Origin of the sequence: Streptomyces sp. NPDC001513 (assembly GCF_042894695.1) — a bacterium.
Taxonomy (GTDB): Bacteria; Actinomycetota; Actinomycetes; order Streptomycetales; family Streptomycetaceae; genus Streptomyces.
Window position 1 is genome coordinate 436,775 of the sequence record NZ_JBIAVU010000003.1, and the last position, 21,353, is coordinate 458,127.

The following is a 21,353-nucleotide window of genomic DNA, read 5'->3' on the forward strand; positions in this document are numbered from 1 at the left end:
TGCGTGCTATACGCTCGAAGTCCAGACTCCATCTCCACCGCAGAGGCGCCCCCCATACCCTGGGACGGGGGCCCGTGCCCCCGCTCTCTCAAGAAAGGTGCGGACCGGCGTGACCGACCGTCTCATCGTTCGTGGCGCTCGCGAGCACAACCTCAAGAATGTCTCGCTCGACCTGCCCCGCGATTCGCTCATCGTCTTCACCGGACTCTCCGGCTCGGGCAAGTCCTCCCTGGCCTTCGACACGATCTTCGCCGAGGGCCAGCGCCGCTACGTCGAGTCGCTCTCGTCGTACGCACGCCAGTTCCTCGGGCAGATGGACAAGCCCGACGTCGACTTCATCGAGGGCCTCTCCCCGGCCGTCTCGATCGACCAGAAGTCGACCTCGCGCAACCCGCGCTCGACCGTGGGCACCATCACCGAGGTCTACGACTACCTCCGCCTCCTCTTCGCCCGCATCGGCAAGCCGCACTGCCCCGAGTGCCGCCGCCCCATCTCGCGCCAGTCGCCGCAGGCGATCGTCGACAAGGTGCTCGCGCTCCCCGAGGGCAGCCGCTTCCAGGTGCTCTCGCCGCTGGTGCGCGAGCGCAAGGGCGAGTTCGTCGACCTCTTCGCCGACCTGCAGACCAAGGGCTACAGCCGGGCCCGGGTGGACGGGGAGACCATCCAGCTCTCCGAGCCGCCCACCCTGAAGAAGCAGGAGAAGCACACCATCGAGGTGGTCATCGACCGCCTCACCGTCAAGGACAGCGCCAAGCGCCGGCTCACCGACTCCGTGGAGACGGCCCTCGGCCTCTCCGGCGGCATGGTGATCCTGGACTTCGTCGACCTCGCCGAGGACGACCCCGAGCGTGAGCGGATGTACTCCGAGCACCTCTACTGCCCGTACGACGACCTCTCCTTCGAGGAGCTGGAGCCGCGCTCCTTCTCCTTCAACTCGCCCTTCGGCGCCTGCCCCGAGTGCACCGGCATCGGCACGCGCATGGAGGTCGACCCCGAGCTGATCATTCCGGACGAGGACAAGTCCCTGGACGAGGGCGCGGTCTCGCCGTGGTCGCTCGGCCACACCAAGGACTACTTCCAGCGCCTGATCGGCGCGCTCGCCGAGGAGCTCGGCTTCCGGACCGACATCGCGTGGGCCGGGCTGCCGGCGCGCGCGAAGAAGGCCCTGCTCTACGGGCACAAGACGCAGATCGAAGTCCGCTACCGCAACCGGTACGGGCGGGAGCGGGCGTACACGACGGCCTTCGAGGGCGCCGTGCCGTTCGTGAAGCGGCGGCACGCGGAATCGGAGAGCGACGCCAGCCGCGAGCGCTTCGAGGGCTACATGCGCGAGGTGCCCTGCCCGACCTGTGAGGGCACCCGCCTCAAGCCGATCGTGCTCGCCGTGACGGTGATGGAGAAGTCCATCGCCGAGGTCGCCGCCATGTCGATCAGCGAGTGCGCGGACTTCCTGGGCCGGATGCGGCTCGACGCCCGCGACAAGAAGATCGCCGAGCGGGTCCTGAAGGAGGTCAACGAGCGGCTCCGCTTCCTCGTCGACGTCGGTCTCGACTACCTCTCGCTCAACCGGGCCGCCGGCACCCTGTCGGGCGGCGAGGCCCAGCGCATCCGGCTCGCCACGCAGATCGGCTCCGGCCTGGTCGGCGTGCTGTACGTGCTGGACGAGCCCTCCATCGGCCTGCACCAGCGGGACAACCACCGGCTGATCGAGACGCTGGTACGGCTGCGGGACATGGGCAACACGCTCATCGTGGTCGAGCACGACGAGGACACCATCAAGGTGGCCGACTGGGTCGTCGACATCGGTCCGGGCGCGGGCGAGCACGGCGGCAAGGTGGTGCACAGCGGTTCGTTGAAGGACCTGCTGAAGAACACCGAGTCGATGACCGGGCAGTACCTGTCGGGCAAGCGCTCCATCGCGATCCCGGACGTGCGCCGGCCCGTGAACGGCGAGCGCAGGCTCACCGTCCACGGCGCCAAGGAGAACAACCTGCGGGACATCGACGTGTCCTTCCCGCTGGGCGTGCTCACGGCCGTGACGGGCGTGTCCGGCTCGGGCAAGTCGACACTGGTCAACGACATCCTCTACACGCACCTGGCGCGCGAGCTGAACGGCGCCCGCTCGGTGCCCGGGCGGCACACCCGGGTGGAGGGGGACGACCTCGTCGACAAGGTCGTGCACGTCGACCAGTCGCCGATCGGCCGGACCCCGCGGTCCAACCCGGCCACGTACACCGGCGTCTTCGACCACGTGCGCAAGCTCTTCGCGGAGACGATGGAGGCGAAGGTGCGCGGCTACCTGCCGGGCCGCTTCTCCTTCAACGTGAAGGGCGGCCGGTGCGAGAACTGCTCCGGCGACGGCACGATCAAGATCGAGATGAACTTCCTGCCGGACGTCTACGTCCCGTGCGAGGTCTGCCACGGCGACCGGTACAACCGGGAGACGCTGGAGGTCCACTACAAGGGCAAGTCCATCGCCGAGGTCCTGAACATGCCGATCGAGGAGGCGCTGGGCTTCTTCGAGGCGGTGCCGACGATCGCGCGTCACCTGAAGACGCTGAACGAGGTCGGGCTGGGCTACGTCCGCCTCGGCCAGTCGGCGCCGACGCTGTCGGGTGGTGAGGCGCAGCGCGTGAAGCTGGCCTCCGAGCTGCAGAAGCGGTCGACGGGCCGGACGGTGTATGTGCTGGACGAGCCGACGACGGGTCTGCACTTCGAGGACATCTCGAAGCTGATCAAGGTGCTGTCGGGGCTGGTGGACAAGGGGAACTCGGTGATCGTCATCGAGCACAACCTGGACGTCATCAAGACCGCGGACTGGGTCATCGACATGGGCCCGGAGGGCGGCTACGGCGGCGGCCTGGTGGTGGCCGAGGGCACGCCGGAGCAGGTGGCGTCGGTGGGGGCCAGCCACACGGGCAAGTTCCTGCGGGACATCCTGGGGGCGGACCGGGTCTCGGACGGTACGCCTCCGGCGCGGGCCGCGGTGAAGAAGGCTCCCGCCAGGAAGACGGCGACTGCCGCCGCGGCGAAGAAGTCGGCCCCGGCCAAGAAGACCGCTGCGCGGACCCGCAAGGTCTAGTCCGTCTGCGGCGCCGCTGCCGGGGGCTCTGCCCCCGGACCCCCGCGCCTCAAACGCCGGCGGGGCTGGATGTGGCCGGCGTCAGCCTTCGAACGCCGGAGGGGCTGGGAAATCCAGCCCCTCCGGCGTTTGAGGTGCGGGCGCGGAGCGCCGTTAGGAGGCGACGCCAACCGTGTGGGCGGTGTAGGTCGGGTCCGTGAGGGTGGTGAGGAGGGCGTCGGCGACGTCCGCGCGGGGGATGGCGCGGCCGCCGCGGACGTTGGCGTCGAGCGCGCGGCGGTACGTGCCCGTGTGCGGCTTGTCGCGGAGCATCGGCGGGCGGATGACCGTCCACTCGGCTCCGCTCGCGCTCAGCTCCGCCTCCATGACCGCGAGGTCCGCGTAGAGGTCGCGCAGCAGTCGGCGCAGCAGCGGGTAGACCACCGCCCGGGTGAGCACGCCCTCGCCCGGCGCCGGCGGGCCGACCGGGGCCGCGCTGACGGCCGAGAGGCGGGTCACGCCCGCCCGGTCCATCGCCGCGAGGATGGCTCGTACCGCCGGGCCCGTCACCGGGGCCGCCTTCGCCTGCTTGTTGCTCGCCGCGCCGAGCGCCGAGATCACCGCCGACCGGCCCGCCAGTACGGGGACCAGCGCGTCCTCGTCCGTCAGATCGGCGACGACGGCCACCCGGAGGCGGTCGTGGGCCGGCACCGACAGCCGGGCCGGGTCGCGGACGACCGCCGTGACCTCGTGTCCCGCGGCCAGCGCCTGCCTGACGACCTCGTGGCCGACGCCGCCCGTGGCTCCGAACACCGTGAGTTTCATCCTGGCTCCCGGACCTAGGGGGTGAGAGGGTGGGTGAGTGTTTACTCACCCTCGTCTGCCTTTAGAGTGAGTGAATGCTCACCCCGAAGTCAAGCCGTCCCACCCCGGAGCGGCTGCTCGACGCCGCCGAGAAGCTGATGCGCACCAGCGGCCTGGCCAACGCCACCACCAAGGCCATCGCCCGCGAGGCCGGCTGCTCCGAGGCCGCGCTCTACAAGTACTTCGCGAACAAGGAGGAGCTGTTCGTCCGCGTGCTGATGGAGCGCACCCCCAACGCGGGCCCGCTCATGGCCGCCCTCGACGCCGATCCCGATCCGGGGGAGCAGGGCGTCGAGGAGGCGCTCACCGACATCGCCCGGCACGCCTCGCTCTTCTACGCCGACGCCATGCCCATCGCCGCCTCGCTCTTCGCCGAACCCGCCCTGCTCATCCGGCACCGCGAGGGCGTGCAGGAGATCGGCGCCGGGCCCCACCTGGTCCTCGACGCGCTGGCCGGCCGGCTGCGGCGGGAGCTCGACGCGGGACGGCTGCGGGCCGACGCCGATCCGGCGGCCGCCGCCGCCCTGCTGCTCGGCGCCTGCTTCCAGCGGGCCTTCTTCCTGCACTTCTCCGGCGCCCAAGTGGTCCAGCCGGTGGAGGAGTTCGCCCCGGCCGTGGCCGGGACCCTGTGGGCCGCTATCCGCTGAGCTCCGCCGCGTACGGAGGCTCCGCGCCCGCCCGCGTGCAGGTCAGGGCGGCCGCGTGGGCGGCGTAGGCCAGGACGTCCGGCCAGTCCACCGGCTGCCCCGGCGCCCCGGCGAGCCGGTGCAGCAGGGCGGCGTTGACGGTGTCGCCCGCCCCGATCGTGTCCGCCACCGCGACCCGGCGGGCCGCCACCGAGTGCTCCGCACCCTCCCGCGTCCAGACGGTCAGGCCCGCCGCGCCCCGGGTCAGCACCACCGCCGAGGGCCCCGCCGCCAGCCAGTCGCGGACCCCGCCGCCCAGCCAGGCCGCGTCCTCCTCGGACAGCTTGAGGACGGTCGTGCTCGGCAGCAGCCGCTCCAGGAAGCGCGCGCGGTACGCCGCCGGGTCCGCGATCAGCGCCGGCCGGATGTTGGGGTCCAGCAGGGTCAGCAGCCCGCGCCGCGACTCCCGGCGCAGCAGGGCCTCGTACGCGCTCGCGCCCGGTTCCAGGACCAGCGAGCAGGTGCCGAGCGCGAGGGCCCGTGCCCCGTCGGGGAGGGCGGGCGGCAGGGTGAACAGCCGGTCCGCCGTGCCCTCGACGTAGAAGCCGTACGAGGCCGAGCCGTCCGGGGCCAGCGAGGGCACGGCAAGGGTGGTCGGCTCCGGTCCGCGCTGGACCAGCGACACGTCCACCCCGGCCGCACGCAGCCCGGCCAGCAGGCTCTCGCCGAAGCCGTCCACCGAGACCCGCGAGCAGAAGGCCGCCCCGGCGCCGAGCCGCCCGAGGGCGAGCGCGGTGTTGTACGGTCCGCCGCCCGGCCGGGGCAGCAGCGCGCCCGGCGGCCGCTCCGCGGGCACCAGGTCGATGAGGGCTTCTCCGCCGACGACGATCACGCGGGGGAAGGTACCCCATGCGGCGGCGGTATCGTCGGGTGGGCCGGTGCCCCGGCCGGGCCCCGGCCCGCGCCACGGCCCGTGCCCGTACCCCCGTCCCACCGTGCCCGCACCCCAGGAGAACCGCATGTCCGCGCCGCAGTCAGCCGCCCGCCGTACCGTCCTCAAGGGCGCCGCCGCGCTCGCCGGGGCCGCCGGCGCCGGAGTGACGCTCGCGGCCTGCTCCACCGAGACCAACAGCGGGGGCGACACCCCCGCCACGCCCACCGCGCCGGTGGAGCTCGGCGCCGCGGCCGACGTCCCGGTGGGCGGCGCCAAGCTGTACCGGGAGCGGAAGCTGATCGTCAGCTGCCCGGCGGAGGGCCGGTACACGGCGTTCAGCGCCCAGTGCACGCACGCCGGCTGCGTCCTCGACAAGATCGTCGAGGGTGAGGGCAACTGCCCCTGCCACGGCAGCCGCTTCGACGTGGCCACCGGCAAGGTCCTGCGCGGACCGGCGTCCGCCCCGCTGCCCGCCGTCCCGGTCCGGGCCGAGAACGGCAAGCTCATCGCGGGCTGACCCCGCCCGGGTCACTCCCAGTCCCAGGTGATCCCGAGGATCCCGCGCCGCACCGTCTGCTCCACCAGGTGCACCGCCCGGTGCCGGCCGCCGGGCGTCAGGTCCGCGAAGCCCGTGCGCGGGGCCTTCGGCCCGGATCGGGCGAAGCGCCGGCAGCGCACCGGCAGGGCCGCCTCGTCGAAGCGGACCTGGAGCATGTACTGGCCGCCCGCGTAGCTGAAGCCGCGCACGTACTCGCGGCTGCGGGCGCCCGTGCCGTCCTCGATGCCGTAGCCGAAGACGTACGTGTCCCCGCGCCGCAGCCGCGCGTCGAAGAGCAGCTCCGCGACCACCACCCCGGCCTCCGGATGGCAGCGCACCCGGCCCGTACGGCAGTTCTCGTACGCCGCCACGCGGATCCGGGACACGTCGCAGCCCGGGTCGCCGTGGTGGACGGCGAGGTAGCGGTCGACCCCGTCGCGGTGCGCCCGGACGATCTGCTGCGACTCGCGGACCCGCAGCTCGCCCGCCGGGCCGATCCGGACCCGCTCGTGGTGGCCGAGCGAGTGCAGTCCGCCGTCCGGCGGCAGCTCCATCCCGTCCAGCAGCCGCTCCACCGTGCCGCCCATGCTGAACAGGGCCCGGTACGAGCGGGTGGCCGGACGGGCCGGCCCCGGGCCGGATTCCGGCGTGGCGAGCAGGCGCAGGAGGACCCCGTCGGGCAGCTCCAGGATCTGCTCCAGGGCGGTGACGGCCCGCAGCGACTCCGCGTGACGCGGCCGCCGGGCGCCCTGCTGCCAGTAACTGAGGCTGGTGACACCGACCTTGATGCCCCGGGCCGCCAGCCGGTGCTGGATCCGGTGCAGGGGCAGCCCGCGCGCGGCGAGGGCGGCGCGCAGGGCGAGGTGGAAGGGGCCGCCGCGCAGCAACCGGCCGAGTTCGGCCGTGTCCCCGGTCGGCGCCATCACGACTCCTCTGTGAACGTTCACACGCGTCGGCGCGGAGGATCGCGCCGGAGGCTCCGGGGGACCAGGTGGAACGACAGCAACCGTTCACACCACAGCCCCACCGTTCACACTGCAACGTCACCGCGTATTGAAGCGTGTTGACCTGATCGCGACAACTGCTTGATGCTCCTGAACAGCGTCCGGACGCGCTCCTCCACCCCCCAATCCCCACACTGGGAGGAACGCGATGCGCAACCGAAACCGGCGGCTTTCCCTGGCCGCCCTCCTCACCGCCGTGCTGTTCACCCTGCCCGTCGGCACCGCCACCGCCACGGCAGCCGACACCGGCACCAGCAGCAGCACCAGCACCAGTACCAGCCCCGACTCCGCCCTGGCCTACAAGCGCCTGAACATCACCATGCAGGCACAGCAGAAGACCAACTGGTGCTGGGCCGCGGGCGGCAACACCATCGCCACCTGGTTCGGCCGGAACCACACCCAGAACCAGTTCTGCAACGCCGCCTTCAACCGCCAGCAGGGCTCCGAATGCCCCAACAACCAGGCCACCCTCGGCAACGTCCAGACCGGGCTGCGCTGGGCCGGCATCAACCCCGGCTCGTACGTGACCGGCTGGCTCCAGTACTCCACCGTCCAGACCGAGATCAACGCCAACCGGCCGATCGAGACCCGGATCCAGTGGTCCAACGGCGGCGGCCACATGCACGTCGTCTACGGCTACGACACCGCGAGCAACTGGGTGTACTGGGGCGACCCGTGGCCCTCCAGCGACCGCTACAACTGGGCCTCGCACGCCTGGTACGTGAACAACAGCACCTTCTCCTGGACCCACTCGCTCTACCGGATCGGGGCGTGACCGCCATGACCCTGCGCGCCACCGCCGCCGCCGCGGTCCTCGCCGCCACCGCCCTCCTCGGGCTCGCCCCGCTCGCAGCCGCGGCTCCCGGGGGTCCCGTACCGCAGCCCGAGGCCGCCACCGCCGAGAACCGGGCCGCCGCCGCTCGGGCGGCCGCCGCACCCGACACCCTGGCCACCCTCTCCCGCTTCTTCGCCCGGGAGGGCAAGGTCTCCCTCACGGCCGCGCAGCCCCGGATCGAGGGCGAGGCGATACCGGTCAACCACCTCTCCCCGGACTTCGTCGCGGGCCGGGCGGGGGCGTCCGTCGCCCGCCTGGAATTCCTCGCCAGCAGGGCGGTCTCCTCCGACGGGCAGCAGGCCGCGCTGTGGACGGCGCGGACGGAGGCGGGCTGGCAGGTGGTGAACATCGCCACCGGCGACGACGAATTCCGCTACGCGCGGCTGGGCGCGGAGAAACTGCCCGGCGGGACGGTGTTCCGGGAGCCGCAGATCGACGCCTGGTATGTGGCCGGGGGCGGCCGGGTGCTGCCGCTGGACGAGGACGGGGTGCGGGCCGTGGGCGCGGGGGGTGCCACCCTGGCCGCCTACCGGGCCCGGGTGACTGCCGCGTACGGGGACAAGCTCCCCGGCTCCGCGTATGCCGCGCGGGGCGGGGCGGGCGGCTACGCCGAAGCCTCGGCCGATGCTGTCGGGACTCCCGTCGGGGTGATGGCTGCCGCCGGTGTGCTCGCGCTGGGCGGAGCCGGGGCGCTGGCCCTGCGCCGCCGCGCCGCCGTGGCGTAGCTCCCGGGGCTCCGCCCCAGCCCCCGCGCCTCAAACGCCGGCGGGGCTGAAAGATCGGGGCTCCGCCCCGGACCCCGCGCCTCAAACGCCGGCGAGGCTGGATCTTTCAGCCCGTCCGGCGTTTGAGGACCGGGTCCGGGCGGAGCCCCGGTCTTTCGGGTGCGGGCGGAGCTCGGGGAGCCCCGCCCCGGGCGGAGGGCTACGGCCGGTTGTCGGACCGCGCCAGTAGGGTGGTTGGCATGGCCGACCCTTCCAGCTATCGCCCCCAGCCGGGGCAGATCCCCGACTCCCCTGGGGTCTACAAGTTCCGCGACGAGCACCGCCGGGTGATCTACGTCGGGAAGGCCAAGAGCCTGCGCCAGCGCCTGGCCAGCTACTTCCAGGACGTCGCCGGCCTGCACCCCCGTACCGCCACCATGGTGACCACGGCCGCCTCCGTCGAGTGGACCGTGGTGTCCACCGAGGTCGAGGCGCTCCAGCTGGAGTATTCGTGGATCAAGGAGTTCGACCCCCGGTTCAACGTCAAGTACCGGGACGACAAGAGCTACCCCTCCCTCGCCGTGACCATGAACGAGGAGTACCCCCGGGTCCAGGTCATGCGCGGGCCCAAGAAGAAGGGCGTGCGCTACTTCGGTCCGTACGGGCACGCCTGGGCCATCCGCGAGACCGTCGACCTGATGCTCCGGGTGTTCCCGGTGCGGACCTGCTCCGCCGGAGTGTTCAAGCGCTCCGCGCAGATCGGCCGCCCCTGCCTGCTCGGCTACATCGGCAAGTGCTCCGCGCCCTGCGTCGGCCGCGTCACCCCCGATGAGCACCGCGAACTGGCCGAGGACTTCTGCGACTTCATGGCCGGGCGGACGGGGACGTACCTCTCCCGGCTGGAGAAGGAGATGCACGAGGCCGCCGAGGAGATGGAGTACGAGAAGGCCGCCCGGCTGCGCGACGACATCGGGGCGCTGCGCCGCGCCATGGAGAAGAACGCCGTCGTGCTGGCCGACGCCACCGACGCCGACCTGATCGCCGTGGCCGAGGACGAGCTCGAAGCGGCGGTGCAGATCTTCCACGTGCGCGGCGGCCGCGTCCGCGGCCAGCGCGGCTGGGTCACCGACAAGGTGGAGGCCGTCGACACCGCCGGGCTCGTCGAGCACGCCCTCCAGCAGCTGTACGGCGAGGAGAAGGGCGAGGCCGTCCCCAAGGAGGTGCTGGTCCCGGCGCTGCCGGAGGACACACCCGTGCTGAGCCAGTGGCTCGCCGACCGCCGCGGGTCCCAGGTCAGCCTGCGGATACCGCAGCGCGGCGACAAGAAGGCCCTCATGGAGACCGTCCACCGCAACGCGCTCCAGTCCCTCGCCCTGCACAAGACCAAGCGCGCCAGCGACCTCACCACCCGCTCCCGGGCCCTGGAGGAGATCGCCGAGGCCCTGGAGCTCGACAGCGCCCCGCTGCGCATCGAGTGCTTCGACATCTCCCACCTCCAGGGGGACGACGTCGTCGCGTCGATGGTGGTGTTCGAGGACGGGCTGGCCCGCAAGAGCGAGTACCGGCGCTTCCAGATCAAGTCGTTCGAGGGGCAGGACGACGTCCGCTCCATGCACGAGGTGGTCTCGCGGCGCTTCCGCCGCTACCTCCAGGAGAAGCTGAAGACCGGCGAGTGGGAGGCCGAGGAGGGCGAGGGCGCGGTGCCCGAGGACGACGGGCGGCCCAAGCGCTTCGCGTACCCGCCCCAGCTCGTCGTCGTCGACGGCGGGCAGCCGCAGGTCGCCGCCGCCAAGCGGGCCCTGGAGGAGCTCGGGGTGGACGACGTCGCCGTGTGCGGGCTGGCCAAGCGGCTGGAGGAGGTCTGGCTGCCCGGCGAGGACGACCCGGTCGTGCTGCCCCGCACCAGCGAGGGCCTCTACCTGCTCCAGCGGGTGCGTGACGAAGCCCACCGTTTCGCCATCCAGTACCAGCGCAACAAGCGCGGCAAGCGCCTGACGTCGGGCCCCCTCGACGAGGTGCCCGGCCTCGGCGAGAGTCGCAAACAAGCCCTGGTCAAGCACTTCGGTTCGGTGAAGAAGCTGAGACAGGCGACAATCGACCAGATCTGCGAGGTCCCGGGCATAGGTCGCAAGACGGCCGAGACCGTGGCCGCGGCCCTCGCCGGGGCGGTCCCCGCCGGCCCTGCCGTCAACACGGCGACAGGAGAGATCATTGAGGATGAGACCCCCGCCCCGCGGGTGGGGGCACCTCCCAGCGGTAGCCGGGAGTCATCGTCCGAACGGGGGACCGAGCAATGACCGAGCACGAGACCACGCACGACCGAGACGGAGCACAGGTGAGTACGGGCACGACAGCGGAGCCCGGCGAGACCGCCGAGGCGGCCATCCCCGAGCTGGTGATCATCTCCGGCATGTCCGGGGCCGGCCGCAGTACGGCGGCCAAGTGTCTGGAGGACCTCGGCTGGTTCGTCGTCGACAACCTCCCGCCGGCGCTGATCCCCACCATGGTGGAGCTCGGCGCCCGCTCCCAGGGCAACGTGGCGCGCATCGCCGTCGTCGTGGACGTGCGCGGCCGCCAGTTCTTCGACGCCCTGCGCGAGTCCCTCGCCGACCTCGACAGCAAGGGCGTCACCCGCCGCATCGTCTTCCTGGAGTCCTCCGACGACGCGCTGGTCCGCCGCTTCGAGTCGGTCCGCCGCCCGCACCCCCTCCAGGGCGACGGGCGCATCACCGACGGCATCGCCGCCGAGCGCGACCTGCTGCGCGAGCTGCGCGGCGACGCCGACCTGGTGATCGACACCTCCAGCCTGAACGTGCACGAGCTGCGCGCCAAGATGGACGCCCAGTTCGCCGGGGACGAGGAGCCCGAGCTGCGGGCCACCGTCATGTCCTTCGGCTACAAGTACGGCCTCCCCGTCGACGCCGACCTCGTCGTCGACTGCCGCTTCATCCCGAACCCGCACTGGGTCCCGGAGCTGCGCCCCTTCACCGGGCTCAACGAGGAGGTGTCGGGGTACGTCTTCAGCCAGCCCGGCGCCAAGGAGTTCCTCGACCGCTACACCGAGCTGCTCCAGCTCATCGCCACCGGCTACCGCCGCGAGGGCAAGCGGTACGTGACCATCGCGGTCGGCTGCACGGGCGGCAAGCACCGCAGCGTGGCCATGTCCGAGAAGCTCGCCGCCCGCCTCGCCTCCGAGGGAGTCGAGACCGTCGTCGTCCACCGGGACATGGGGCGCGAGTGACCGCACGGACCCCGCGGCTGAGCCGTCTGCGCCGCCTCACCCCGGGACGGGGCGAGGACGGCGCGGGCCGCTCCGGCCGCCGGCGCGGCGCCGCGCCCAAGGTGGTCGCGCTCGGCGGCGGCCAGGGCCTGTCGGCCTCCCTCGCCGCCCTGCGCCGGATCACCGGTGACCTCACCGCCGTGGTCACCGTCGCCGACGACGGCGGCTCCAGCGGCCGGCTCCGGGAGGAGCTCGACGTGCTGCCGCCCGGCGACCTGCGCAAGGCGCTGGCCGCGCTGTGCGGGGACGACGACTGGGGCCAGACCTGGGCCCGGGTCATCCAGCACCGCTTCCAGTCCGAGGGCGACCTGCACGGGCACGCCGTCGGCAACCTGCTGATCGTCGCCCTGTGGGAACAGCTCGGCGACCCCGTCCAGGCCCTCGACCTGGTGGGCCGGCTGCTCGGCGCCCAGGGCCGGGTGCTGCCGATGTCGGCGGTGCCGCTGGAGCTCCAGGCCCTGGTCAGGGGGCACGATCCGGCCAGACCCGAGGACGTGGACACCGTCCGCGGGCAGGCCACCGTGGCCCTGACCCCGGGCGAGGTGCTCTCCGTACAGGTGGTGCCCAGCGACCCGCCGGCCGTGCCGGAGGCCGTCGCGGCGGTCCTGGACGCCGACTGGGTGGTTCTCGGCCCGGGGTCCTGGTTCTCCTCCGTCATTCCGCACCTGCTGGTGCCGGAACTGCTCGACGCGCTGGTCCAGACGAAGGCCCGGCGGGTCCTCTCGCTGAACCTCGCGCCGCAGCCCGGCGAAACAGAGGGCTTCTCTCCGCAGCGTCATTTGGAGGTTTTGGCCCGACACGCCCCTAAACTCGCCCTGGACGTGGTGCTGGCCGACGAGGCCGCCGTGCCCGACCGCGAGTCCCTCGCCGATGCCGCGAAACGCTTCGGTGCCGCGGTCGAGCTGGCGCCCGTGGCCAGGCAGGACGGTTCTCCGAAGCACGATCCGGAGCTGCTGGCCGCCGCGTACGACCGTATTTTTCGGATGCATGGAAGGATCGGCCCATGGCGATGACGCCCGCGGTGAAGGATGAGATCTCCCGCCTCCCCGTCACCCGGACCTGCTGCAGGAAGGCGGAGGTCTCGGCGATCCTTCGGTTCGCGGGCGGCCTGCACCTGGTGAGCGGCCGCATCGTCATCGAGGCGGAGCTCGACACCGGGATCGCGGCAAGACGCCTGCGCAAGGACATCCTGGAGATCTTCGGCCATTCCTCGGACCTGGTGGTGATGGCCCCCGGCGGACTGCGCCGCGGCAGCCGCTACGTGGTCCGCGTCGTGGCCGGCGGCGACCAGCTGGCCCGCCAGACGGGCCTCGTGGACGGCCGCGGACGCCCCATCCGGGGCCTGCCGCCGCAGGTGGTCTCCGGGGCCACCTGTGACGCCGAGGCGGCGTGGCGCGGCGCCTTCCTGGCCCACGGCTCGCTCACCGAGCCGGGCCGGTCCTCCTCCCTGGAGGTCACCTGCCCCGGACCGGAGGCCGCCCTGGCCCTGGTGGGCGCCGCACGCAGGCTCTCCATCGCCGCCAAGGCGCGCGAGGTGCGCGGGGTCGACCGCGTCGTCGTCCGCGACGGCGACGCGATCGGCGCCCTGCTGACCCGCCTCGGCGCCCACGAGTCCGTGCTGGCCTGGGAGGAGCGGCGGATGCGGCGCGAGGTGCGCGCCACCGCCAACCGCCTCGCCAACTTCGACGACGCGAACCTGCGCCGCTCGGCGCGGGCCGCGGTGGCCGCCGGAGCCCGCGTGCAGCGCGCGCTGGAGATCCTGGCCGAGGAGGTCCCCGAGCACCTCGCCGCGGCCGGCCGGCTGCGCATGGAGCACAAGCAGGCCTCCCTGGAGGAGCTGGGCGCGCTCGCCGACCCGCCGCTGACCAAGGACGCCGTCGCGGGCCGGATCCGCCGCCTGCTGGCGATGGCCGACAAGCGGGCCCAGGACCTGGGCATCCCGGGCACCGAGTCGAACCTCGACCTCAGCGAGGAGCTGGCCGACAACATGGCCGGTTAGCCGACGGTCCCTGTACGGCAAAGGGGCTCGCGCGATCACTCGTGCGGGCCCCTTTGCCGTAGGCCCCATTGACATGAGCATGGGCCGGTCTTGAGTCTGGCGTCCGAACCTTTCGTGGCAGACGACGCCCAGGGGGGCACATGAGGCACCGCGCGAGATCGATCCTCGCCGCAAGCGCACTCGTCTTCGCAACCACACTCGCCGCGCTGCCCGCGGCGGCCCAGGCCCAGCCCGGTTCCGGCACCGCATCCGGAGCCGACGAGGTGCGGGTCTACGACGCCGACATCACCCGGGAGCAGGTCCCGCTCGTCCTGGCCGCCGGCCAGGACGCCCACGAGCTCAGCGAGCGCGCCCCGGAGAGCGGGACCGCCCGGGTCGAGCTCTTCCTCACCGGCGGCCAGGCCGGGGAGCTCGCCGCCCAGGGCGTCAAGCTCGCCGAGCGGAAGATCGGGGCGCAGGGGCTGGCCCGCGCCAAGGCTGCGGGCGACGGCGTGTTCCGCCCGTACAGCGGCAAGGGCGGCCTCCAGGAGGAGATCCTGCGCACGGCGCAGGAGAACCCGGCGCTCACCAAGGTCGTCTCCATCGGCAAGACCCTCCAGGGCAAGGACATCCTCGCCCTCAAGGTCGGCAAGAACGCCAAGAAGACCAAGGACGGCGCCAAGCCCTCCGTGCTCTACATGTCCAACCAGCACGCCCGTGAGTGGATCACCCCCGAGATGACCCGGCGGCTGATGCACCACACGATCGACAACTACGGCAAGGACCAGCGGATCACCAAGCTGGTGGACTCCACCGAGCTGTGGTTCCTGCTCTCCGCCAACCCGGACGGGTACGACTTCACGCACGCGCCGGACGGCGAGCGGCTGTGGCGCAAGAACCTGCGCGACAACAACGGCGACGGCAAGATCACCGCCGGCGACGGGGTCGACCTCAACCGCAACTTCGCCTTCAAGTGGGGCTACGACAACGAGGGCTCCTCGCCGAACCAGGCGAGCGAGACCTACCGCGGCCCGAAGGCCTCCTCCGAGCCCGAGACCACCGCCCTCGACGCCTTCGAGAAGCGCATCGGCTTCGACTACGCCATCAACTACCACTCCGCCGCCGAGCTGCTGCTCTACGGCGTGGGCTGGCAGGTGGCCACCCCGACCCCCGACGACGTCGCCTACAAGGCGCTCGCCGGCACCCCGGAGAACCCCGCGGTCCCCGGCTACTACCCGCAGCTCTCCTCCGAGCTCTACACCACGAACGGCGAGGCCGACGGCCACGCCTCCAACGTCAACGGCGTCATGATGTTCACGCCGGAGATGACCACCTGTCAGACCGCCTCGGCGGCCGACCCGAACGACCAGTGGAAGCCCGAGGACTGCGCCTCCGGCTTCAACTTCCCGGACGACGAGAAGCTCATCCAGGCGGAGTTCGCCAAGAACGTCCCCTTCGCCCTGGCCGTGGCCGAGAGCGCCGAGCACCCGGACCAGCCGAAGTCCTCGCTGGGCCTGAAGGCCGCCGACTTCACCGTCGACCCCTTCACCACCTCCTACGTCGCCCGCGGCGAGGACCAGACGGTCTCCGTCACGGCCCGCAAGGCGCTGAAGGACAAGGAGCTCAACTTCCGGATCAACGGCGGCCGCACGCACGACGAGGAGCTCAAGGCCTGGAAGGGCGGCGAGACCTACGGCGGCGAGGACAACAACTGGTTCGACGAGTACCGCGCCAAGGTGGACGGCGCGAAGCCCGGCGACACGGTGGAGGTCTGGTTCACCGGCCGCGACCGCTCCGGCCGGCAGGTCTCCAGCGAGCACTTCACGTACACGGTGGCCGAGCGGCCGCGCGCGGACGTCCTGGTGATCGCCGAGGAGGGGGCCAAGGCCCAGCACGCCCAGGGCTACGTCGACGCCCTGCGCGCCAACGGGAAGTCCGCGGCGGTCTGGGACGTGGCGACGCAGGGCGCCCCGCACCACCTCGGCGTGCTCTCGCACTTCCGTACGGCCGTTCACTACACCGGGGCCAAGACCCCCGGCGGTGACACCCAGCTCGCCTTGCGCGACTTCCTGAACGAGGGCGGCAAGCTGATCGAGGCCGGTGAGCTGGCGGGCGGCAACGCCCAGGTCGGCCGCGCCGTGACCAACGACTTCAGCCAGTACTGGCTCGGCGCGTACAGCCGGATCGGCACCCCCGGTGCGAGCGGCTTCACCGGCGCCGGCTCCCTGACGGGGGCGCAGGGCGGCCTCGGCGACGCCGCGGGCAACCCGCTGAACGCCCCCGGCGCCTACACCGTCACCTCCGAAAGCCTGGCCCCCGCGCAGTTCCCGCAGTTCAAGAGCGCCCAGGCGGGCCGGTTCACCGGGGTCGCGAACCCGTACGCCCCCTACGCGGGCACCGGGATGGCCTCGGCCCTGCACACGGACGACGACTGGAAGCGCCTCGTCCGCACGATCGACCTCACCGGGGTCACCGCGGCCGACCAGCCGCAGCTGAAGCTCGCCCTCAACTGGAACACCGAGGAGGGCTACGACCACGCCGCGCTGGAGGCCCGTACGGCCGGCGGCGACGACTGGACCACGCTGCCCGACAAGGACGGCCTGACCAGCTCCGCGGTGCCGGAGGAGTGCGCGGCCGGGTTCTTCATGAACGGCCACCCCTTCCTGAGGCGCTACCTCACCCTGGACTCCGGCGGCTGCACCGCGCAGGGCACCAGCGGCGCGTGGAACACCTTCACCGGTTCCTCCGGCGGCTGGAAGCAGGTCTCCTTCGACCTGAGCGCGTACGCGGGCAAGACCGTCGAGGTCTCGCTCTCCTACATCACCGACCCGGGCTCGGGCGGCCGCGGCGTCTTCGCGGACGAGGCGCGGCTGTCCGTCGGCGGCGCGGAACAGGCCGTCGAGGGCTTCGAGTCCGCCCTCGGTGTCTGGACGGCCCAGGGCGCACCCGCCGGAAGTCCCGATGTTCCCGGCGATTGGTCCCGGTCCGGCGAACTGTTCAAGTCCTATGCGGCGGTCACTACCCGTGACACCGTCCTGCTGGGCTTCGGACTGGAGCACGTGCCCGCCGCGGCGGACCGCGCCCTACTCGTCGGTAAGGCGCTGCGCACGCTGAACCGCTGATCGACGGCCCCTTCGTCGCTCACCCTGAGTGACCGGGACCAAAGTCCCCCGGTCCCGTTCCGGAGCGTCAGGAACGGGACCGGAGCGGGCGTCCCCCACGAAGTGGGGGGAGTGTCAGGCTCCGACCGATGTCACCCAAAAGCTCACGGAGAGGTAGGGTCGTAAGCGGTCGGGGACATCCCATTTCAGCTCGCCGGCGCACTAACCGGCGCACCAACGAGGAGATCGGTTCGTGACGATCCGCGTAGGCATCAACGGTTTTGGCCGCATTGGCCGTAACTATTTTCGGGCGCTCCTGGAGCAGGGAGCGGACATCGAGATCGTCGGTGTCAACGACCTGACTGACAACGCCACCCTGGTGCACCTTCTCAAGTACGACACCATCCTGGGCCGGCTGAAGCACGAGGTCAGCCACACCGACAGCAGCATCACCGTCGGTGGCCAGACCTTCAAGACCTTCGCCGAGCGCGACCCCGCGAACCTCCCCTGGGGTGAACTGGGCGCCGACATCGTCATCGAGTCGACCGGCATCTTCACCAAGAAGGCCGACGCCGCCAAGCACATCGCGGCCGGCGCGAAGAAGGTCCTCATCTCGGCTCCGGCCAAGGACGAGGACATCACCATCGTCATGGGCGTGAACCAGGACAAGTACGACGCGGCCAACCACCACGTCATCTCCAACGCCTCCTGCACCACCAACTGTGTGGCGCCGATGGCCAAGGTCCTCGACGAGAACTTCGGCATCGTCAAGGGCATGATGACGACGGTCCACGCGTACACGAACGACCAGCGCATCCTGGACTTCCCGCACTCGGACCTGCGTCGCGCCCGCGCCGCCGCCGAGAACATCATCCCGACCTCCACCGGCGCCGCCAAGGCCACCGCCCTGGTCCTGCCGCAGCTCAAGGGCAAGCTGGACGGCATCGCCATGCGCGTCCCGGTTCCGACCGGTTCGGTCACCGACCTGGTCCTGGAGCTCTCCCGCGAGACCACCGTGGAAGAGATCAACGCGGCCTTCCAGAAGGCCGCCGAGGGGCAGCTGAAGGGCATCCTCGACTACACCGAGGACGCGATCGTCTCCTCCGACATCGTGAACTGGCCCGCGTCCTGCACCTTCGACTCCTCCCTGACCATGGTCCAGGAAGGCACGCAGGTTAAGGTCGTCGGCTGGTACGACAACGAGTGGGGCTACTCCAACCGTCTCGTCGACCTCACCGTCTTCGTCGGCGGTCAGCTCTAAGCACATAGGCAAGGCACCACGATGTGAGCACAGGGTCCGAGCAGCGCGACGAAGCGCCGCACGGGCCCTGTTGCTTGCCTCGTTCTCCCTTCCTCGCCCTTCGAGTGAAGGGCACAAAGGAGTAGGTACACATGAAGACGATCGATGAACTCCTCGCCGAGGGCGTCAAGGGCAAGCGGGTCTTCGTCCGCGCGGACCTGAACGTCCCGCTGGCCGAAGGCACCATCACCGACGACGGCCGCATCCGCGCCGTCCAGCCCACGATCGCGAAGCTCGCCGCCGCCGGCGCCCGCGTCATCGTGGCCTCGCACCTGGGCCGTCCGAAGGGCACCGGCGTGGAGCCGGCCTTCTCGCTCGCCCCCGCCGCCACCCGCCTCGGCGAACTGCTCGGCACGGACGTCGCCTTCGCCACCGACACCGTCGGGGCCTCCGCCAAGGAGACCGTCGCGGCCCTCGCCGACGGCCGGGTGGCCGTCATCGAGAACCTGCGCTTCAACGCCGGCGAGACCTCGAAGGACGACGCCGAGCGCGGCGCCTTCGCGGACGAGCTCGCCCAGCTCGCCGACGTCTACGTCGGCGACGGCTTCGGCGCCGTCCACCGCAAGCACGCCTCGGTCTTCGACCTGCCCGCGCGCCTCCCGCACGCGGCCGGCTACCTCATCGCCACTGAGGTCGGCGTCCTCAAGAAGCTCACCGCCGAGGTCGAGCGCCCGTACGTCGTGGTCCTCGGCGGCGCCAAGGTCTCCGACAAGCTGGCCGTGATCGACGAGCTGCTCCGCAAGGCCGACCGCATCCTCATCGGCGGCGGCATGGCCTACACCTTCCTGTACGCCAAGGGCTACGAGGTCGGCATCTCCCTGCTCCAGAAGGACCAGGTGGACGTCGTCAAGGAGTACATGCAGCGCGCCGAGGACACCGGCGTCGAGCTGGTCCTCCCCGTCGACGTGCTCGTCTCCGCGGACTTCCCGGACCTGAAGGGCAAGACCCCGGCCGACTTCGAGATCGTGGACGCCGACGCGATCCCGAAGGACAAGGAGGGCCTGGACATCGGCCCCAGGACGCGCGAGCTGTACGCGTCGAAGATCGCCGATGCCAAGACCGTCTTCTGGAACGGCCCGGTCGGCGTGTTCGAGCACCCCGACTACGCCGGCGGCACCACGGCCATCGCCCAGGCCCTGCTCGACAGCAGTGCCTTCACCGTCGTCGGCGGCGGAGACAGCGCCGCCGCGGTCCGCATCCTCGGCTTCGACGAGAATGCTTTCGGCCACATCTCGACCGGTGGCGGCGCCTCCCTCGAATACCTCGAGGGCAAGACGCTCCCCGGCCTCGCCGCCCTGGAGGGCTGACCCCTTATGTCTGACGCTGTAAACGGCCGTACCCCGCTGATGGCGGGCAACTGGAAGATGAACCTCAACCACCTCGAGGCCATCGCCCACGTCCAGAAGCTCGCCTTCGCGCTCACCGACAAGGACTACGACGCCGTCGAGGTCGCGGTCCTGCCGCCCTTCGTCGACCTGCGCTCGGTCCAGACCCTGGTCGACGGCGACAAGCTGAAGATCAAGTACGGGGCCCAGGACCTGTCCGCGCAGGACTCCGGCGCCTACACCGGCGAGATCTCCGGCTCCATGCTGGCGAAGCTGAAGTGCACGTACGTGGCCGTCGGCCACAGCGAGCGCCGCCAGTACCACGACGAGTCCGACGAGATCTGCAACGCCAAGGTCAAGGCCGCCTACCGGCACGGGATCACCCCGATCCTGTGCGTCGGCGAGGGCCTGGACGTCCGCAAGGCCGGACAGCAGGTCCCGTACACGCTGAGCCAGCTCGACGGCGGCCTCAAGGACGTCCCGGCCGAGCAGGTCGAGTCCATCGTGATCGCCTACGAGCCCGTCTGGGCCATCGGCACCGGCGAGGTCGCCACCCCCGACGACGCCCAGGAGGTCTGCGGGGCGATCCGCACCCGCCTCGCGGAGCTGTACTCGCAGGAGCTGGCCGACAAGGTCCGCATCCAGTACGGCGGCTCGGTGAAGTCCGGGAACATCGCGGCGATCATGGCGCAGCCCGACGTCGACGGCGCCCTGATCGGCGGCGCGGCGCTGGACGCGGAGGAGTTCGTCAAGATCGTCCGCTTCCGCGACCAGTGAGTATGCGGTAGGGCGGATCCGTCGTACCCTTGCGGGGGCCAGGGGCTGAACCATCAGCCACTGGCCCCCGCGCACATCCCGCAAAGCCGGAAAGCCTGAAAAAGCCAGAAAGTAGGAATCAGCCGTGATTATGGGGTTCTCGATCGCCCTGATCGTCTTCAGCGCCCTGCTGATGCTGCTCGTGCTGATGCACAAGGGCAAGGGCGGCGGCCTCTCCGACATGTTCGGCGGCGGAATGCAGTCGTCGGTCGGCGGTTCCTCCGTCGCGGAGCGCAACCTGGACCGCATCACCGTCGTCGTGGGTCTGCTGTGGTTCGCGTGCATCGTCGCGCTCGGTCTGCTGATGAAGTCGAGCAGCTGACCGTTCTGGCCATTCCGGCAGTCCTGTCGGTGGTGCCCGGCCTATCATGAGGTCCGGCGTTCAGCGCGGAATCAGTAACTCCGCTCACTGGACGTGCGTTGGGCCTTACGTAGACTTGGGCGCTCCGCGGCGGAAATTCCACTCACACTCCGCGGCACCATCACGCAGGGAGTTACGACCGTGGCAAGTGGCAACGCGATCCGTGGTAGCCGGGTCGGAGCGGGGCCGATGGGTGAGGCAGAACGCGGCGAGTCCGCGCCCCGCCTGCGCATCTCCTTCTGGTGCTCTAACGGGCACGAGACGCAGCCGAGCTTCGCCAGCGACGCGCAGGTGCCGGACACCTGGGACTGCCCGCGCTGCGGGTTCCCGGCCGGCCAGGACCGGGACAACCCGCCCGCGCCGCCGCGCACCGAACCGTACAAGACGCACCTGGCGTACGTACGGGAACGGCGCTCCGACGCCGACGGCGAGGCGATCCTCGCCGAGGCGCTCGCCAAACTCCGCGGCGAGATCTGACGCCGCCCCCCATGTGTGACACGAGGCCCGGCCCCGCAGGAATCATCTCCTGCGGAGCCGGGCCTCTTTGTGTGCGTTGCGCCGCTTCTGATCCCTTAGGTTGGAGCCGGCGGGGCACGACAGGACGGAAGAAACGGGTTGATGTCCGA

At 71.4% G+C, this 21,353-nt stretch carries 18 protein-coding genes; 15 read left to right on the top strand and 3 right to left on the bottom strand.

The features are described from left to right. The first annotated feature begins 109 nt into the window (after positions 1 to 109). Positions 110 to 3,082, top strand: coding sequence for an excinuclease ABC subunit UvrA (gene uvrA / locus ACFYZ4_RS08550; protein ID WP_351298429.1), 2,973 nt, complete (start codon positions 110 to 112; stop codon positions 3,080 to 3,082). 153 nt (positions 3,083 to 3,235) lie between these two features. Here uvrA and ACFYZ4_RS08555 read toward each other — a convergent pair whose 3' ends face one another. Next, positions 3,236 to 3,886 carry an NAD(P)H-binding protein gene (locus ACFYZ4_RS08555; RefSeq protein ID WP_351304516.1) on the bottom strand — a complete coding sequence of 217 codons (651 nt, stop codon included), beginning with the start codon at positions 3,884 to 3,886 and terminating at the stop codon, positions 3,236 to 3,238. A gap of 74 nt (positions 3,887 to 3,960) precedes the next feature. Between ACFYZ4_RS08555 and ACFYZ4_RS08560 the strand changes: the two genes are divergently transcribed. After that, entirely contained in the window at positions 3,961 to 4,572 is a 612-nt protein-coding gene (locus tag ACFYZ4_RS08560; protein WP_351304513.1) for a TetR/AcrR family transcriptional regulator, read from the top strand. Here the strand turns inward: ACFYZ4_RS08560 and ACFYZ4_RS08565 are convergent. After that, the gene (locus ACFYZ4_RS08565) at positions 4,562 to 5,443 is read right to left on the bottom strand and encodes a carbohydrate kinase (RefSeq protein ID WP_351304511.1); all 882 of its coding nucleotides are present in this window, start codon (positions 5,441 to 5,443) and stop codon (positions 4,562 to 4,564) included. The genes ACFYZ4_RS08560 and ACFYZ4_RS08565 overlap by 11 nt on opposite strands. Before the next feature lie 127 nt (positions 5,444 to 5,570). On the opposite strand from ACFYZ4_RS08565, the gene ACFYZ4_RS08570 reads away from it, so the two are divergent. Beyond that, positions 5,571 to 6,002, top strand: a complete 432-nt coding sequence (locus ACFYZ4_RS08570; protein ID WP_351304508.1) for a Rieske (2Fe-2S) protein — start codon at positions 5,571 to 5,573, stop codon at positions 6,000 to 6,002. A gap of 11 nt (positions 6,003 to 6,013) precedes the next feature. Here ACFYZ4_RS08570 and ACFYZ4_RS08575 read toward each other — a convergent pair whose 3' ends face one another. Further along, positions 6,014 to 6,946: a hypothetical protein gene (locus ACFYZ4_RS08575; RefSeq protein WP_351304505.1), complete on the bottom strand. Its 933-nt coding sequence runs from the start codon at positions 6,944 to 6,946 to the stop codon at positions 6,014 to 6,016. Between the two features lie 229 nt (positions 6,947 to 7,175). On the opposite strand from ACFYZ4_RS08575, the gene ACFYZ4_RS08580 reads away from it, so the two are divergent. The 12 genes from ACFYZ4_RS08580 (at position 7,176) to ACFYZ4_RS08635 (ending at position 21,204) form a co-directional block, all read left to right on the top strand. Continuing rightward, on the top strand, positions 7,176 to 7,802 hold the full coding sequence (locus tag ACFYZ4_RS08580) for a papain-like cysteine protease family protein (RefSeq protein ID WP_351304503.1): 627 nt from the start codon (positions 7,176 to 7,178) through the stop codon (positions 7,800 to 7,802). A 5-nt stretch (positions 7,803 to 7,807) separates the two neighbouring features. Next, positions 7,808 to 8,587 carry a hypothetical protein gene (locus ACFYZ4_RS08585; protein WP_351304519.1) on the top strand — a complete coding sequence of 260 codons (780 nt, stop codon included), beginning with the start codon at positions 7,808 to 7,810 and terminating at the stop codon, positions 8,585 to 8,587. Positions 8,588 to 8,826: 239 nt separating this feature from the next. After that, on the top strand, positions 8,827 to 10,863 hold the full coding sequence (gene uvrC, locus ACFYZ4_RS08590; RefSeq protein ID WP_351291399.1) for an excinuclease ABC subunit UvrC: 2,037 nt from the start codon (positions 8,827 to 8,829) through the stop codon (positions 10,861 to 10,863). Then, on the top strand, positions 10,860 to 11,807 hold the full coding sequence (gene rapZ, locus ACFYZ4_RS08595) for an RNase adapter RapZ (protein ID WP_030388929.1): 948 nt from the start codon (positions 10,860 to 10,862) through the stop codon (positions 11,805 to 11,807). The genes uvrC and rapZ overlap by 4 nt, the downstream gene beginning before the upstream one ends. After that, complete coding sequence (yvcK, locus tag ACFYZ4_RS08600; RefSeq protein WP_351291397.1) at positions 11,804 to 12,859, top strand: uridine diphosphate-N-acetylglucosamine-binding protein YvcK; 1,056 nt, start codon at positions 11,804 to 11,806, stop codon at positions 12,857 to 12,859. Before rapZ ends, yvcK begins: the two co-directional genes overlap by 4 nt. Next, positions 12,850 to 13,845: a DNA-binding protein WhiA gene (gene whiA, locus ACFYZ4_RS08605; protein WP_351291395.1), complete on the top strand. Its 996-nt coding sequence runs from the start codon at positions 12,850 to 12,852 to the stop codon at positions 13,843 to 13,845. Before yvcK ends, whiA begins: the two co-directional genes overlap by 10 nt. 140 nt (positions 13,846 to 13,985) lie before the next feature. Then, positions 13,986 to 16,946: a M14 family zinc carboxypeptidase gene (locus tag ACFYZ4_RS08610; protein ID WP_351291393.1), complete on the top strand. Its 2,961-nt coding sequence runs from the start codon at positions 13,986 to 13,988 to the stop codon at positions 16,944 to 16,946. Positions 16,947 to 17,178: 232 nt separating this feature from the next. Next, a complete protein-coding gene (gene gap / locus ACFYZ4_RS08615; protein WP_351291391.1) occupies positions 17,179 to 18,186 on the top strand; it encodes a type I glyceraldehyde-3-phosphate dehydrogenase in 1,008 nt (335 codons plus the stop codon). A 131-nt stretch (positions 18,187 to 18,317) separates the two neighbouring features. Beyond that, the gene (locus ACFYZ4_RS08620; protein ID WP_351291389.1) at positions 18,318 to 19,532 is read left to right on the top strand and encodes a phosphoglycerate kinase; all 1,215 of its coding nucleotides are present in this window, start codon (positions 18,318 to 18,320) and stop codon (positions 19,530 to 19,532) included. A gap of 6 nt (positions 19,533 to 19,538) precedes the next feature. Next, the gene (gene tpiA, locus ACFYZ4_RS08625; protein ID WP_351291387.1) at positions 19,539 to 20,327 is read left to right on the top strand and encodes a triose-phosphate isomerase; all 789 of its coding nucleotides are present in this window, start codon (positions 19,539 to 19,541) and stop codon (positions 20,325 to 20,327) included. 130 nt (positions 20,328 to 20,457) lie between these two features. Continuing rightward, positions 20,458 to 20,688: a preprotein translocase subunit SecG gene (gene secG / locus ACFYZ4_RS08630; RefSeq protein ID WP_030388924.1), complete on the top strand. Its 231-nt coding sequence runs from the start codon at positions 20,458 to 20,460 to the stop codon at positions 20,686 to 20,688. Positions 20,689 to 20,868: 180 nt separating this feature from the next. Continuing rightward, positions 20,869 to 21,204, top strand: coding sequence for an RNA polymerase-binding protein RbpA (locus tag ACFYZ4_RS08635; RefSeq protein ID WP_010352468.1), 336 nt, complete (start codon positions 20,869 to 20,871; stop codon positions 21,202 to 21,204). Positions 21,205 to 21,353: the final 149 nt, after the last annotated feature.